We start from the raw sequence: 14,252 nt of genomic DNA on the forward strand, positions 1-14,252 counted from the left end.
CAGCGTGATCCTGCGCCGCCTCAACGGAGAACAGGCCGCGGCCGCGGCAGCCAACATGTGCGGCCCGCGCCCGTACCTGCGCGGGCTGCGTCACAGCGCGTTGCCCGCGCAGCTGGTCAGCGAGATCGGCCCGTCTGGTGTGCTGGTGGGCAAGTTGCCCAACGGCGACCGGCTGATGATCCCGGTTACCGATGCCGGTGAGCTGTCGCGGGTGTTCGTGGCCGCTGACGACTCCATCGCCAAGCGGATCGTGATTCGTACGGCCGGTGCCGGCGAGCGGGTCTGTGTACACACGCGCGACCACGAGCGGTGGGCCAGCGTTCGGATGCCAGAAGTCAGCATCGTCGGAACGTCACGGCCGGCGCCGCGCACCACAGTCAGCGTCGTGGAATACGTGGGACGGCGGAAGAGGTACGGCGACAGCACATCCGAAGTCGCTGGCAACGATATCGGCGATGTCGCAATTGCGCCCACACCGCGGCCGGCCAGTGTGATCACCGTCGCGCCGGCCGGGACCGCGCTGCCCGAGGGGCATCGACACGGATTCGAGGTCACCATCGAGCAAGTCGACCGCGCCATGGTCAAAGTCACTGCGGCAGATCAGAATTGGCTGGTGGAGATGGAGATGTTCCGCGCCGAAAATCGTTACGTCAGTCTCGAGCCGGTCACCATGTCGATTGCTACGAAGTGACTCGATCAACGTTGCGCCACAACGTGATGAGGCAGACTTCCCCGTTGCGGAACGATTACCGCCACGCTGTCCAGGATGGTGGATACAATGGCTGATTTGCTCACTGCCCGTAGGCATTTCGATCGAGCGATGGCGATCAAGAGCAGCCAGGGACCAGAACCCGCGTTACCCGAGTTCGTCGCCGCCACCGACGCCGACCCGTCGATGGCTGACGCATGGCTGGGCCGCATCGCCTGTGGCGACCATGACCTGACGTCGCTCAGACAGCTCCACGCCAACAGCGAATGGCTGCACCGCGAAACCACGCGGATCGGCCGGACGCTTTCGGCCGACATCCAGCTGGGTCCCTACGTAGGGATCACGGTGACCGACGCGTCGCAGGTGGGGCTTGCCCTGTCGTCCGCACTGACCATCGCCGGGGAGTACGCCGAGGCCGACGCGCTGTTGGCCAACCGCGAGCTCTTGGATTCGTGGCGCAACTATCAGTGGCATCAGCTGGCCCGCGCGTTCCTGATGTTCGTCACGCAGCGTTGGCCCGATGTGTTGTTGACCGCCGCCGAGGATTTGCCCCCGCAGGCGATCGTCATGTCGGCGGTAACGGCATCGATTTGTGCGCTGGCCGCTCACGCCGCAGCCCACTTGGGGCAGGGCCACGTCGCCCTGGACTGGTTGGACCGTGTCGATGTGATCGGGCACAACAAGTCGTCGGCCCGCTTCGATTCCCATGTGCTGACCGCTTCGATTGGCCCGGCCGACATTCCGCTGCTGGTCGCGGATCTGGCCTATGTGCGCGGAATGGTGTACCGCCAGCTGCACGAGGACGAAAAAGCGCGGATCTGGCTGTCCAAAGCGACCATCAACGGTGTGCTGACCGAACCAGCCAAGGAAGCGCTGGCGGACCCGAAGCTCCGCCTGGTCGTCACCGACGAGCAGACCATCGCCAGCCGCACCGACAAGTGGGATCCGGCTACGGCGAAAAGCCGCGACCAACTCGACGACGACGACGCGGCCGAGCGTAGGGCCGAGTTGCTGGCCGAGGGCCGCGAACTGCTGGCCAGGCAGGTCGGTCTGGCCGCGGTGAAGCAGGCGGTGGCGGCGCTGGAAGACCAGCTTGAAGTGCGCACGATGCGGCTGGAACACGGCCTGCCCGTCGAGGGGCAGACCAACCATATGTTGCTGGTCGGGCCGCCGGGCACCGGTAAGACCACCACCGCTGAAGCGTTGGGAAAGATTTATGCCGGCATGGGAATCGTGCGGCACCCCGAAATTCGGGAGGTCCGCCGCTCGGACTTCTGTGGCCACTACATCGGTGAGTCCGGGCCGAAAACCAACGAACTGATCGAAAAGTCGCTTGGCCGAATAATTTTCATGGACGAGTTTTACTCCTTGGTGGAACGCCACCAGGACGGCACCCCGGACATGATCGGCATGGAGGCCGTCAACCAACTGCTGGTGGCGTTGGAAGCGCACCGTTTCGACTTCTGTTTCATCGGGGCCGGCTACGAGGACCAAGTCGACGAATTCCTGTCCGTCAACCCGGGTTTGGCCGGCCGGTTCAACCGCAAGCTGCGGTTCGAGTCCTATTCGCCGGCCGAGATCGTCGAGATCGGGCAGCGCTACGCCACACCGCGGGCCAGCCTGCTCGACGACGCCGCGCGCCAGACATTTCTGGACGCGGCCACCACCATCCGCAACTACACCACTCCCGGTGGACAGCAGGGTATCGACGCCATGCAAAACGGCCGGTTTGCCCGCAACGTCATCGAACGGGCCGAAGGGCTCCGCGACACTCGAGTGGTCGCCCAAAAACGGGCTGGCCAACCGGTGTCGGTTGAGGATCTGCAGGTCATCACCGCCGCCGACATCCAGGCCGCGGTGCGCAGCGTGTGTTCGGACAACCGCGACATGTCCGCCATCGTCTGGTAGCAAACCGTGACCCGGCCCCGGCGGGAAAAGCGTTGTTTACGCAGCCGTTACGTCTAAAATGCACGCAGACCTGACACGCAGATGCCAGGTCGGCAACGCGGCTCAATGAACGGAGTGATTCCGGGGTGCACCGGATCTTGCTGATGGCGATGGTGCTGGCGTTGCTCAACGCGCCGCCCGCGTTGGCAATCAATCCACCGTCGATCGACCCGGGCGCAGTACCGCCCGACGTGACCGGTCCCGACCAGCCCACCGAACAGCGCGTCCTGTGTTCGAGTCCTACCACCTTGCCGGATTCGAGCTTCCACGATCCACCGTGGAGCAACGCCTATCTCGGCGTCTCGGAGGCGCACAAGTTCGCAACCGGAGCCGGGGTGACGGTGGCCGTGATCGACACCGGTGTCGACGCCTCGCCACGAGTGCCGGCGGAACCGGGCGGCGACTTCGTCGACCAGGCCGGCGACGGCCTGTCCGACTGCGACGCGCACGGGACGCTGACCGCCTCCATCATCGCCGGCCGGCCGGCGCCGACCGACGGGTTCGTCGGCGTCGCACCCGATGCCCGGCTGCTTTCGTTGCGCCAGACGTCCGAGGCCTTCGAACCAGTTGGCACCCAACCCAATCCCAATGATCCCAACGCCACCCCGGCGGCGGGGTCCATCCGCAGCCTGGCTCGCGCGGTAGTGCACGCGGCCAATCTGGGCGCCGGTGTGATCAACATCAGTGAGGCGGCCTGTTACAAGGTGACCCGGCCCATCGACGAGATCAGCCTGGGCGCGGCAATCAATTACGCGGTCAACGTCAAGAACGCCGTGGTGGTCGTCGCGGCCGGCAACACCGGTGGCGACTGCGCGCAGAACCCGCTGCCGGACGCGTCGACCCCCGGCGACGCACGGGGCTGGAGCAAGGTGCAGACGGTCGTCACGCCCGCGTGGTACGCGCCCTTGGTGCTGACCGTCGGCGGTATCGGCGAAAGCGGTGTGCCCAGCTCCTTCTCGATGCATGGACCGTGGGTGGGCGTGGCGGCCCCAGCGGAGAACATCGTCGCCCTCGGCGACCGTGGCGAGCCGGTGAATGCCCTACCGGGCCGGGAGGGGCCGGTCCCGATCGCCGGCACCTCGTTTGCCGCGGCGTACGTCTCGGGTCTGGCGGCGCTGGTGCGGCAGCGGTTCCCGGAGCTCACCCCGGTACAGGTGATCAACCGGATCACCGCCACCGCGCGACATCCGGGAGGCGGAGTCGACAACCTCGTCGGCGCCGGCGTGATCAACGCGGTGGCGGCGTTGACGTGGGACATCCCGCCGGGACCCGCATCGGCCCCTTTCAATGTCAGACGAATTCCGCCGCCCGTGGTGGAACCCGGCCCCGATCGCCGGCCGATCACCATCGTGGCGCTGTCGGTTCTGGGCCTGACGCTGGCGCTGGCACTCGGCGGACTGAGCGCGCGGGCGCTGAGGCGCCGATGAGGAATCCATTCAGTCCGATACGGTTACGATTCAGCACCGGTCACACCTTGGTCGTCGCGGTGCTGGGCCCGCCCTGCATCATGCTGTTCCTGCATACGCGCTACTGGTGGGCGGGCATAGCGATAGTCGCGGTGGCCACCATCGTGGCCACGGTCACCTTCTTCGGGCGTCGGGTAACCGGTTGGGTAGCAACGGTCTTCGCGTGGCTGCGCCGGCGCCGCAAGCCGCCGGACGTTCCTTCCGAGCCGGTCGTCGGTGCGACCGTCAAGCCCGGGGACCACGTCGCGGTGCGGTGGCGACGTGAGTGCTTGATCGCGGTCATCGAACTCAAGCCGCGACCGTTCACCCCAACGGTGATCGTCGACGGGCAAGCCCACACCGACGACGTCTTGGACACCCGACTGTTGGAGGAGCTGCTATCGGTGCACTGCCCCGACTTGGAAGCAGACGTCGTGTCGGCAGGTTACCGCGTCGGCAACACCGCCTCGCCGGATGTGGTGAACCTCTACCAGCAGGTGATCGGCGCCGACCCGGCGCCGGCGAACCGCCGGACGTGGATCATGTTGCGCGCCAACCCCGAACGTACCCACAAGTCGGCGCAGCGGCGTGACACCGGGGTCGCCGGACTGGCCCGGTATCTGGTGGCATCGGCCACTCGCATCGCCGACAGCCTGGCCAGCAATGGTGTCGACGCGGTGTGCGGACGCAGTTTCGACGATTACGACCACGCCATCGACATCGGCTATGTCCGGGAGAAGTGGTCGATGATCAAAGGCCGCGACGCCTACACCGCCGCCTACACCGCACCGGGTGGCCCGGACCTATGGTGGTCGGCACGCGCCGACCACACCGTCACCCGGGTCCGCATCGCTCCGGGGATGCCGCCGCAGTCCACGGTGCTGCTGACTACGGTGGGCAAGCCGAAGACGCCGCGCGGCTTCTCCCGCCTCTACGGCGGCCAGCGGCCTGCGTTGCAGGGGCAGAACCTCGTTCCCAACCATCACTGTCAGCTGCCGATCGGATCGGCCGGTGTGCTGGTCGGCCAAACCGTGAACAGGTACCCGGTATATATGCCGTTCGACGACGTGGACGTGAGTATCAACCTCGGCGACGCTCAAACCTTCACGCAATTCGCGGTGCGCTCGGCCGCCGCCGGCGGAATCGTGACGGTTGGCCCGCACTTCGAACAGTTCGCCAGCCTGATCGGTGCGCACGTCGGTCCGGTGGCCAAGATCGCGTGGCCGAACGCGACAACCTACCTCGGCCCGCATTCCGGCGTCGACAAGGTGATCCTGCGGCACAACCTCATCAGCACCCCGCGGCATCGGGAGTTGCCGATCCGGCGGGTTGCCCCGCCGGAGGAGAGTCGCTACCAGATGGCCCTGCCGAGGTAGAACAGTGTCGGCAAGCCCGGGGACGGCCGAAATTTTTGGTGCAGTAACCGCTCGCTTCAGCGACGATAATGGCTGTAGCACTAAGGAGGATGATCCGAGATGAGCCAGCCGCAAACCGTGACGGTGGATCAACAAGAAATTCTGATCAGGGCCAACGAGGTGGAGGCCCCATTGCCCCCGGGCAAGGTTCCGCCGACCGATGTGCCCAATCCACCATGTGCGCTGACGGCGGCCAAGAATGCGGCCCAACAGCTCGCGTTATCGGCGGAGAACATGCGGGAGTTCCTGGCGGCTGGTGCCAAGGAGCGGCAGAAGCTGGCGACCTCGCTGCGCAACGCGGCCAAGGCGTATGGCGAAGTCGATAGCGAGTCAGCGACCGCCCTGAACAGCGATGGCAGCGGAACTGTGGAGGCCCAGTCGGCCGGCGGCGCCGGCGGGGACAGCTCGGCTGGGCTGCAAGACACACCGACGGTCGCGGCCGCTGGAGATCCCGACTTCACCGATCTTAAGACTGCGGCAGTAAAGCTCGAATCCGGAGATCAAGGCCGATCGCTCATCGATTTCGCGAACGCGTGGAACGATTACAACTTTGCGTTGCAAGGGGATGTCAAACGATTCCGTGCGTTTGACAATTGGGAAGGTGACGCGGCTACGGCATGTGAGGCCTCGCTGGATCAACAACGGGAGTGGATACTCCACATGGCCAAATTGAGTGCTGCGCTGGCCAAGCAAGCTCAGTACGTCGCGCAGCTGCAAGTGTGGGCGATTCGGTCCCACCCTTCGTCAGCGGACATCGCAAAGCTCGAGGAGTTGTCCAAAGACCCCGCGTATAAGGATCAAGCCATCAAGCTGTACGCCGAATATCAGCAAAAGTCGGAGCAGGTGCTTTCCGAGTACAACACCAAGGCGACCCTGGAACCGGTGAATCCGCCCAAGCCTCCAGCCGCCATCAAGATTGATCCACCGCCCCCCGCTCAGCCGCAGGGATTGATCCCCAGCTTCTTGATGCCGCCCAGCGACGGCTCGGGCGGAACACCCTTGACCGGGATGCCGATGGCGCCGATGGCCCCGGCCGGCGGGGCTGGTGGCGGGATGCCGGCCGGGACCAGTGCAGAACTGACATCTGCCGCTCACCAGGCGGCAGCCAACCTGTCGAAGGACCCGGGGATGAAGCCGATGTCGCTGGGCGGCGGCGGAGGCGGCGGCGGAATCGGCGGCACCGGCGGTGGTGGCGGTTCCGCCACTAACGGCAATCCCGGTGGCGGCGTCGACGGCGGCGCCGGCGGCCCACGCGGTTCCGGCGGCAACGGCGGGCAGGGCGGCACCGGTCTGACCGGAGCGAATGGGGTCAACCCACCGCCGAGCGGCACGGCCGGCCCCGGTTCCAGCCCGGGTCCACTGTCGATCACGAATTCCGGCACCATCAGTGCTCACGTCATTTTCAACGGCATGAACGGCGGTCCCGGAGACCCCGGCGGTGCCGGCCAGACCGGCGGCACCGGCGGTACCGGCGGTGCCACGTCGGTGACGAACACCAATACCGGCTCGATCACGGGCGTCATCGACATGACCGCCGGCGGCGGCGGTGGCGGCGGCACTGCCGGTGCCGGCGGGAACGGCGGCGCGGGCGGGGCCGGCGGGAACGCCACGGTCACGAACAACGGCTCGATCACGGGATCCGTCAATGCCACCGGCGGGGCCGGAGGCGGTGGCAACACCGGCAGTGCCAGCGGTGGTGACGGTGGTTCCGGCGGCATGGGCGGCCTGGGTCAAACCGCGGGCAATGGTGTCGCACAGGGCGGCGCCGGCGGCAACGGCGGTGCCGCGAGCGTGGCATTGGGCGCAACCGGCGGCAACGGCGGTGCCGGCGGCATGGGCGGCAACGGCGGACATGGCGGGATGTTCATCGGCAACGGCGGTGCCGGAGGCGCGGGAGGGACCGGTGGTACCGGTGGAATCGGCGCAGCCGGCTTTGCCGGCGGTGACGGAGGCGCCGGCGGCCAGGGCCTCAACAACGGCACGGGCACAGCGACCGGCGGCAACGGCGGTCTCGGCGGCGCCGGCGGCGTTGGCGGCTCCGGCGGGACGGGTGGTGCCGGGGGTGTCGGCGGCAATGGCGGCGGCGCCGGGTTCATCGGTATCGGCGGCGCCGGCGGCACCGGCGGCGCGGGTGGTTTCGGCGGTATCGGCGGGATCGGCGGTGCCGGTGGTGAAGGTGGTTTCGGCGGGGCAGGCATCGCCACCAGCACCGCAGTGGCGTTTGGCGGTACCGGTAACAACGGTGCTCTCGGCGGCGACGGCGGCACCGGCGGCGCGGGAGGGGCCGGCGGTACGACCGGCGGCAGCGGGGGAGCCGGCGGCGTGATCGGTTGGGCCGGTGCCAACGGCGGTACGGGTGTCGGCGGCACCGGTGGCAACGGCGGTCAGGGCGGCGCCGGCGGCAATGGCGGCAACGGTGGAAATGCGTCGACGGGCGGCACCGTCGGCCAGGGCGGCAATCTGGCGCTCGGCGGGCAGGGCGGTACTGGTGGCGCTGCCGGTGGTCCGGGCGGCAACTCCGGGTTCACCGGCAACTTGGGTGTGCCCGGCAGCAACGGTTTGCCCGGGACGATTGTGTGACGGTGCGCTGATACCGTCACAGTCATGCCGAAGGAAAGGCAGCGTGCGACGGGCATGCCGGCCGCCGATTCGCTTGTGCCGCAATACCCGATCGAATCGGTCGACAATGCGCTGAAGCTGCTGTTGCTGCTCGGTGAACGTCCCGAGATCCGGTTGAGTGAGGCGACCCGGTATCTGGGTGTGGCGTCGTCCACCGCGCACCGGCTGCTGGCGATGCTGACCTATCGGGGCTTCGTGCGCCAAGACCCGGTGTCCAAGGCGTATCTACCCGGACCGGCGTTGACCAGCGTGGCGTTCTCGATCTTCAGCCGTATCGATATCCAGGGAGCCGCCATGCCCGTCATGCGCGGTCTCAGTGAGCGTCTGCGGGAAACGATTCACGTCGGCATGCTGGACGGCGCCAGCGTTCGGTTCGTGGCCGCGGTCGAGGGTCCGGCGGCGGTAAGAGTGGCTTCCCGGCTGGGCCGCACCATGCCGGCGCATTGCACGTCGACGGGCAAGGTGCTGCTGGCCCAACTCCCGGAACCTGAACTGCGACAACTACTTCCGCATGAGGTGCTGGAGCGCGTCACCGACCATTCGATCGGCAGCCGCACCGAGCTGGAGGCCGAGCTTTCCCGCGTCCGCGAGTCCGGTTATGCCGTCAACCGCGAGGAGAGTGAGGAGGGCGTGGCGTCGGTTGCGGTACCGATTCCCACCAAGGCGCCAGGTCTGCGGCTTGCGCTCAACGCCGCGGCTCCACACCATCGGCTGGACAAGACCCAGTACTCCTCGTTCGCCGCAGTACTTGCCCAAGCAGCCAAGGAGATTGGCGATCAGCTTGGTTGAACACCCAATCGCGCCACCTCATGTCGCCAGGCCGCCTCGACGTTGAAGTCAGATCCCAAGTCCGGCAAGTCATCCCAGTCGGCATCGGCGATGTCGCGCAGCGTTCCGCCGGCAGCACTGACCTGCAACGACATTCGGGCCAGCGCGTCGAGGCTGATCGCCTGTAAGACGGCCTGCTCGACACTGGCTGCCGCGCTGGTGATTCCGTGTCCGCGGCAGATCACCACCGGCTGACCGCGCATGGCGGCCACCATCTCCTTGCCCAGCTGTGCGGAGCGGATCAGGACGGCGCGTTCGTAGACGGGCACGCCGCCGCGCGCGAGCCGCGCTCCGGGAATGTCGTAGGCGCCGTAGATCGGCCGCAACGTGATGTCGGCAAAATCCGCGGCGACGACCGCCGGAGGGTGTAAGTGCGCGACTGCCCGATATGCCGGGTTGGCCAGCATGGTCTCGACGTGGATGGGTAGTTCGTTGGGGACCCGGTATCCGTCGAGTTCCCCTGCGGCACCGGCGGTTCCGTCTAATCGGACAAGCCGGATGTCGTTGGGCCGGGTGAATGCCGTCCCGGTATCGGTATCGCTGCGGCACCGGATCAGCAACCTATCGTCGTCGATTCGCAAACTCAGATGGCCGAGGATGCCGTCAGCCAGGCCGCGCGCCGCGGCCACCCGGCAGCCCAGGGCCAGCAGAGTGCGCTGCGGGTCAAGCATCATGGCCACCCCCCAGGCCAAATCCGCCGTCGGGGTGGACGGTTTCACCGGTGATGCCGCGGGAGCGGTCGGAGGCCAGGAACACGAAACTCCACGCATGGTCGTGACCGGTGAGTGCGACGTTGAGCGGCACTCGCGCGGCCAAATCGGTTGCCCTGTTGGGGGAGTCGAGGCGCACGCCATCCAGCCCCAGGCTGGCAGGACCGCGCAGGTCGGTGTCCAGCGTGCCGCCCGGCGCCACCCCGTTGACCCGGATCCGCGGTGCTAATTCGTGTGCCAGCGAGGCAACCAGCCCGCGCACGGCGAACTTCGACGACACGTACAGCACGCCGCCGCGTCCGGGGTAGAACGACGATGTCGACTCGGTCAGCACAATCGAGGACCCCGTTTGGGCCCGCAATGCCGACACCGCGGCCTTCACCGACTGCAGCTGGCTCAGCACATTGGTGCGAAACATCTCGTCGAAGGCCGCCGCAAGGACGTCGGCGTCGAGATCGTCGACACCCCGGTAGAAGTCGAAGACGCCGACGCAGTTGACCAGAGTGTCGAGACCGCCGAACGCGTCCACGGCCGTCGTCACCGCACGGTCATTGGCCGCCCGGGTGGTGGCGTCACCCTCGACCACCGGCACGTCCGGCAGTTCCTGACGTAACCTCGCGCACTTACTGCTATCGAGTTCCAGCACAGCGACTTTCGCGCCTTCGCTACAAAACGCGTCGACGACGGCGCGGCCGATTCCCGAGCCGGCGCCCACCACGAGCGCGCGCTTGCCGTCAAGCCAGCCCGTCATCGCGTCCCTCCGGCTCGTCGGGCAGCAGCGGAGCGCGGGAATTGCCGACCATGGCCGCCAGCGTACGGGGGTTCTGCCAGGTGAGCGCCTCTACTTCGAGCGCGTCCAGGCTGATCGACCGCCCGGTTCTGGGTGCGGTGATCAGCAGTCGGGAGCCGTTGCGCGTGTCGACGCGCTGCACCACAACCTCGGTGAATTCGTTTGCCACAGTGATGGGCTCACCGACGGGATTCACAGGAACACCGCCAGGTTCTGCATCCGCAACACCGACTCGTCGGCAATAATGGTGCGACGGGCCAACTTCCACCTGTTCTCCGGATCGCCGCACCAGCGCAGCACATCCTGCCGGCCGCAGGACAACAACGCGCTTTCGTTGACATCGCCGCGACTGCGGAATAGCAACTCGGCCGATTCGACGATGACATGCTCAGAGTCCGCGCCGGCGAAGGTGCGCACGTTGGTGATGAAATGCCGCAGCCGCGACGGGGGATCCTCGGTCCAGGCGTGCTCGGTGGCAAAACGTGCCACCCGTTGGCGCAGCGAGTACTTGTCCTCGTCGAAATGAGCCATCCCCGGTGACGTGTCGAATCCTGCGCCACGAGCAGTGGTGACGCGCACCGGCATGACGTAACGAATGTCGTCGGTCATGGTGTCCAGCCATTCCTGATACCGCTGGGCGTCCAGCAGGTAGGCCTCGTCCACCAGAAACCGGTGCGCCTGCAGATGACGAATATCGTTGAACGGCAGGGAGTTTCTCATGATAGGTACGCGGCCCAAAGCTTGAGCAGCTCGCGCTGGTTGTACTCGTTGTAGCCGACCTGAGCGCGTCCCGGCCCGTGAAAAGCCTCGGCCGGCAGCGCCTCGACGACGGGCCGGTCGTCGGACAGCAGGCCCATCCGGCTGTTCAGCAGCAGCCGCCGTGCCATCGTCCCGCCGGCGGTGGTGGTCAGCGAGACCCAGTTCTCCACGTCGTCCTGCTCGAACATGCCCGTCGACCCGAAGCACATCAAGTAGGCCCGGTAGGACCGCTTCTTGAATTCCGCGGGTGCGCCCGCGTCCACCGCGAACCATGAGCAGACCTCGGTTTCGTTCTCGCTGATGGGCTGCCACTGGCGGATCGAGATGAACGGCAGCGCCTCTTCATTTTCGGGATCGCCGCCGGGCAGCTTGGGCCAGTTGTGTACGAAACTCAGGTTGGGAAAGCAGGTGGCGGCCGAGAACATGAAGCCGTCGTCGCCGATGACCCGCTGTTGCCGGTCGGTCCAGGCGCCTTTCATCCGGTCGATCATGTCGTCGGGGTAGCCGACATGGCGCATGCGTTCCGCGAAGCTGCCGGGCGGGAGTTTGTAGGTGGTTCCGCCGCCGCGATGTGCCCAGTAGGTGGCGCCGTCCTTGCGCTGGTGCGCCTTGGGTTCGCGGAACAACCCGATCTCGACGATCGAGGCATGGGTGTGCGGGGTGTGGTACATGTCGCCGGCGAAATTCTCGGCGCCGATCTTCCAGTTGGCCTTGATCCGCCAGCGCTGCGGTCCGCGCACCTCCAACCCGCCGGCGCTCTGCTTGGTGTAGTAGTCCAGGTAGAACCGGAAGTCGCCGAGGTAGTCCTCGAGCGGTTCGGCGCGCGCGTCCAGGCTGACGAAGATCAAACCGTTGTAGCTGGCCAAATTCGGTGCGGGCAAAAGGGTTTGGCCCTTCGGGAACCCCGCGTCGCCGCCGTATGCCTCCCGATGGAACGGCAGTCCGGTGAGCCGGCCGTCGTTGCGGTATGTCCAGCCGTGGTAGGGGCAGCGGAAATTGGAGGCATTGCCCATCTCCGCACGGCACAGCTGCATGCCGCGGTGCAGGCACATATTGAACATCGCGCGCACCGCGCCATCGGAGTCGCGGGCGATGATGAACGAATCGTCGAGCACCCGGCGCACGACGTAGTCGCCTTCATGCGGGATCTCCGATTCATGGGCCATGAACATCCACGCCCGGCCGAACAGCCGCTCTTTTTCCACGTCGAACAGCTCTTTGTCGTTGTAGATGTGGGCGGGAATCATCCCCCGGCGTACGGCGCCGGTAACACCGTCGAGGGCAGCACCGTGAGCGGCCAAACCCAGCCCCATTCTCGCTTGCTCTGTATTGCAGAAATATATTCTGCTTATCAGAATCCCTGAGAATGCTGTGTCGGTCAATCGGTTTCGACGGCGTCAGCGACCGCACAGGCGCCCCGAGGCTGATTCACAGCCACTTCACATTTGCCTAAGCGTTGTGGAGATGTGCCGCGTGGATACGTTGGTAGCTGGTGTGTGCGGGGGCGGGTTCACTTGATGCGCGTCACCGCCTGGCTGAGTCTGTCTGAGTCTCTCAAAGGGGAAGGACTGGTGTCATGGTGGAGCGGCCTCGAGATCGGCAGCCGCATAAATTCGGATCGCGGGCGCTGGCCGCAATTGGGCGCCAAGCATGGCTGGATCGGCCCAGCTACCGGCTAGAGCACCTGATCAGCTTCGGTTTCAACGCGCTGGGCGGGGCACGCGACCGCGTCACCAACGCCTTGAACGGCGTATGGCTGGGGCACCCGGTGCATCCGCCACTGACCTCGTTTGCCAGTGGAGCGCTCGGCACCACGGTGGCCCTGGACGCCCTCAGCCTGCTGCCCGGTCGGCCTGCCTCGGAGGTGCTGGACGCATCACGGTTTGCTAGCCGCGCTCTGGGGTTGGGTATTGCGGCGAGCGTCGGCTCGGCTGTCACCGGGATTGCCGACTGGCAGCACACCCACGAAGAGGACCGCCGGGTGGGGCTGGTGCACGGTTTGGTCAACACAGCGGCGACCGCGCTGTACGTGATGTCGTGGGTGGACCGTCGCCGCGGCCACCACCTCCGCGGGATCGCAGCCAGCGCGCTGGGCTACGCCATCACCGTCGGCGGCGCCTACCTCGGCGGGGCGCTGGTGTTCGAGTCCGGCATCGGGATCGACCAGTCGGGCGGACGACTGCGCACCAAAGAATGGACACCGGTATTGCCCGCGAGCTCGTTGAACGGCAAGCCGGTTCGCGTCGAGGTCGACGGAGTGGGCCTGGTGGTCTGCCAAACCAAGCCGGGCGAGGTGTCGGCGTTCGGTGAGTTCTGCCCGCACCTGGCCGCACCGATGGCCGACGGCTGGATCGATCGCGGCCGGCTGGTGTGCCCATGGCACGGGTCGCGGTTCGCGCTGGAGTCAGGTGAGGTGTTGCGCGGGCCGTCGGCAGCTCCGCTGCCCTGTTATGAGGCCCGGCTGGTCGACGGAATGGTGGAAGTGCGTGGCGACGGCCATGAAGGTCTCCCCGCGTCGGAAGGGATCGCAAAGTGAACGCTTACGAAGTGCTCAAAGAACACCACGTGGTGATCAAGGGGCTCGGCCGCAAGATCAGCGAAGCGCCGGTGAACAGCGAAGAGCGCCATGCGCTGTTCGACGAGTTGCTGATCGAGCTGGACATTCACTTCCGCATCGAGGACGACCTCTATTACCCGGCGCTGTCCGCGGCCACCAAGCTGATCGCGGTGGCTCACGCCGAGCATCGTCAGGTGATCGACCAACTTTCGGTGCTGTTGCGCACGCCGCAACGCGCACCCGGGTACGAAGACGAATGGAACTCCTTCAAGACCGTCCTCGAAGCGCACGCCGACGAAGAGGAACGCGACATGATCCCCGCTCCTCCCGAGGTGAAGCTCACCGACGCCGAACTCGAGGAACTGGGGGAGAAGATGGCCGCACGTATGGAGCAATACCGCGGATCTGCGGTGTACAAGCTCCGTACCAAGGGCAGGGCTGCGCTGGTCCGAAGCCTGTAGCGTCCCAGCCGA

The 14,252-nt window shown here is 66.5% G+C and carries 12 protein-coding genes and 1 pseudogene; 8 read left to right on the top strand and 5 right to left on the bottom strand.

Annotated features, from left to right (window positions below; genetic code table 11):
* From BST40_RS11450 to BST40_RS11480, 6 genes and pseudogenes are all read left to right on the top strand, one after another.
* A pseudogene (locus BST40_RS11450) lies at positions 1 to 691 on the top strand (type VII secretion protein EccE); the annotation flags it as partial.
* Positions 692 to 757: 66 nt separating this feature from the next.
* The gene (gene eccA / locus BST40_RS11455; RefSeq protein ID WP_089025101.1) at positions 758 to 2,617 is read left to right on the top strand and encodes a type VII secretion AAA-ATPase EccA; all 1,860 of its coding nucleotides are present in this window, start codon (positions 758 to 760) and stop codon (positions 2,615 to 2,617) included.
* A 143-nt stretch (positions 2,618 to 2,760) separates the two neighbouring features.
* Positions 2,761 to 4,083: a type VII secretion-associated serine protease mycosin gene (gene mycP, locus BST40_RS11460; RefSeq protein WP_371686639.1), complete on the top strand. Its 1,323-nt coding sequence runs from the start codon at positions 2,761 to 2,763 to the stop codon at positions 4,081 to 4,083.
* Positions 4,080 to 5,477 carry a type VII secretion protein EccE gene (gene eccE / locus BST40_RS11465; RefSeq protein ID WP_075549687.1) on the top strand — a complete coding sequence of 466 codons (1,398 nt, stop codon included), beginning with the start codon at positions 4,080 to 4,082 and terminating at the stop codon, positions 5,475 to 5,477. Before mycP ends, eccE begins: the two co-directional genes overlap by 4 nt.
* A 99-nt stretch (positions 5,478 to 5,576) precedes the next feature.
* Complete coding sequence (gene espB, locus BST40_RS32510; protein WP_158084010.1) at positions 5,577 to 8,096, top strand: EspB family ESX-1 secretion system-associated protein; 2,520 nt, start codon at positions 5,577 to 5,579, stop codon at positions 8,094 to 8,096.
* 24 nt (positions 8,097 to 8,120) lie between these two features.
* A complete protein-coding gene (locus tag BST40_RS11480; RefSeq protein WP_083154294.1) occupies positions 8,121 to 8,924 on the top strand; it encodes an IclR family transcriptional regulator in 804 nt (267 codons plus the stop codon).
* Here BST40_RS11480 and phtC read toward each other — a convergent pair.
* Genes phtC through BST40_RS11505 form a run of 5 tightly spaced genes read right to left on the bottom strand, consistent with a single transcriptional unit; the run spans position 8,912 to position 12,535 of the window.
* The gene (phtC, locus tag BST40_RS11485; RefSeq protein ID WP_075547605.1) at positions 8,912 to 9,634 is read right to left on the bottom strand and encodes a 3,4-dihydroxyphthalate decarboxylase; all 723 of its coding nucleotides are present in this window, start codon (positions 9,632 to 9,634) and stop codon (positions 8,912 to 8,914) included. The genes BST40_RS11480 and phtC overlap by 13 nt on opposite strands.
* Positions 9,627 to 10,424 carry a 3-(cis-5,6-dihydroxycyclohexa-1,3-dien-1-yl)propanoate dehydrogenase gene (gene hcaB, locus BST40_RS11490; protein WP_083154296.1) on the bottom strand — a complete coding sequence of 266 codons (798 nt, stop codon included), beginning with the start codon at positions 10,422 to 10,424 and terminating at the stop codon, positions 9,627 to 9,629. Before hcaB ends, phtC begins: the two co-directional genes overlap by 8 nt.
* Complete coding sequence (locus BST40_RS11495; RefSeq protein WP_075547599.1) at positions 10,408 to 10,659, bottom strand: dihydrodiol dehydrogenase; 252 nt, start codon at positions 10,657 to 10,659, stop codon at positions 10,408 to 10,410. The genes hcaB and BST40_RS11495 overlap by 17 nt, the downstream gene beginning before the upstream one ends.
* Positions 10,656 to 11,183, bottom strand: a complete 528-nt coding sequence (locus BST40_RS11500) for a 3-phenylpropionate/cinnamic acid dioxygenase subunit beta (RefSeq protein ID WP_075547598.1) — start codon at positions 11,181 to 11,183, stop codon at positions 10,656 to 10,658. Before BST40_RS11500 ends, BST40_RS11495 begins: the two co-directional genes overlap by 4 nt.
* Positions 11,180 to 12,535 (bottom strand): aromatic ring-hydroxylating dioxygenase subunit alpha, encoded by a 1,356-nt coding sequence (locus BST40_RS11505; protein WP_083154298.1) that lies wholly within the window; start codon positions 12,533 to 12,535, stop codon positions 11,180 to 11,182. The genes BST40_RS11500 and BST40_RS11505 overlap by 4 nt, the downstream gene beginning before the upstream one ends.
* 263 nt (positions 12,536 to 12,798) lie before the next feature.
* Between BST40_RS11505 and BST40_RS11510 the strand changes: the two genes are divergently transcribed.
* Both BST40_RS11510 and BST40_RS11515 read left to right on the top strand, forming a co-directional pair.
* The gene (locus tag BST40_RS11510) at positions 12,799 to 13,758 is read left to right on the top strand and encodes a Rieske (2Fe-2S) protein (RefSeq protein WP_083154300.1); all 960 of its coding nucleotides are present in this window, start codon (positions 12,799 to 12,801) and stop codon (positions 13,756 to 13,758) included.
* Positions 13,755 to 14,240 carry a hemerythrin domain-containing protein gene (locus BST40_RS11515; RefSeq protein WP_075547595.1) on the top strand — a complete coding sequence of 162 codons (486 nt, stop codon included), beginning with the start codon at positions 13,755 to 13,757 and terminating at the stop codon, positions 14,238 to 14,240. The genes BST40_RS11510 and BST40_RS11515 overlap by 4 nt, the downstream gene beginning before the upstream one ends.
* The last annotated feature ends 12 nt before the right edge of the window (positions 14,241 to 14,252 follow it).

The organism is Mycobacterium persicum (assembly GCF_002086675.1).
GTDB lineage: Bacteria > Actinomycetota > Actinomycetes > Mycobacteriales > Mycobacteriaceae > Mycobacterium > Mycobacterium persicum.

Excerpts from the sequence above, each read along its gene's own strand:
- BST40_RS11480 (WP_083154294.1), top strand. The coding sequence starts at position 8,121 with ATGCCGAAGGAAAGGCAGCGTGCGACGGGCATGCCGGCCGCCGATTCG.
- eccE (WP_075549687.1), top strand. The coding sequence starts at position 4,080 with ATGAGGAATCCATTCAGTCCGATACGGTTACGATTCAGCACCGGTCAC.
- mycP (WP_371686639.1), top strand. The coding sequence starts at position 2,761 with ATGGCGATGGTGCTGGCGTTGCTCAACGCGCCGCCCGCGTTGGCAATC.
- espB (WP_158084010.1), top strand. The coding sequence starts at position 5,577 with ATGAGCCAGCCGCAAACCGTGACGGTGGATCAACAAGAAATTCTGATC.
- phtC (WP_075547605.1), bottom strand. The coding sequence starts at position 9,634 with ATGCTTGACCCGCAGCGCACTCTGCTGGCCCTGGGCTGCCGGGTGGCC.
- BST40_RS11500 (WP_075547598.1), bottom strand. The coding sequence starts at position 11,183 with ATGAGAAACTCCCTGCCGTTCAACGATATTCGTCATCTGCAGGCGCAC.
- BST40_RS11505 (WP_083154298.1), bottom strand. The coding sequence starts at position 12,535 with ATGGGGCTGGGTTTGGCCGCTCACGGTGCTGCCCTCGACGGTGTTACC.
- BST40_RS11510 (WP_083154300.1), top strand. The coding sequence starts at position 12,799 with ATGGTGGAGCGGCCTCGAGATCGGCAGCCGCATAAATTCGGATCGCGG.
- hcaB (WP_083154296.1), bottom strand. The coding sequence starts at position 10,424 with ATGACGGGCTGGCTTGACGGCAAGCGCGCGCTCGTGGTGGGCGCCGGC.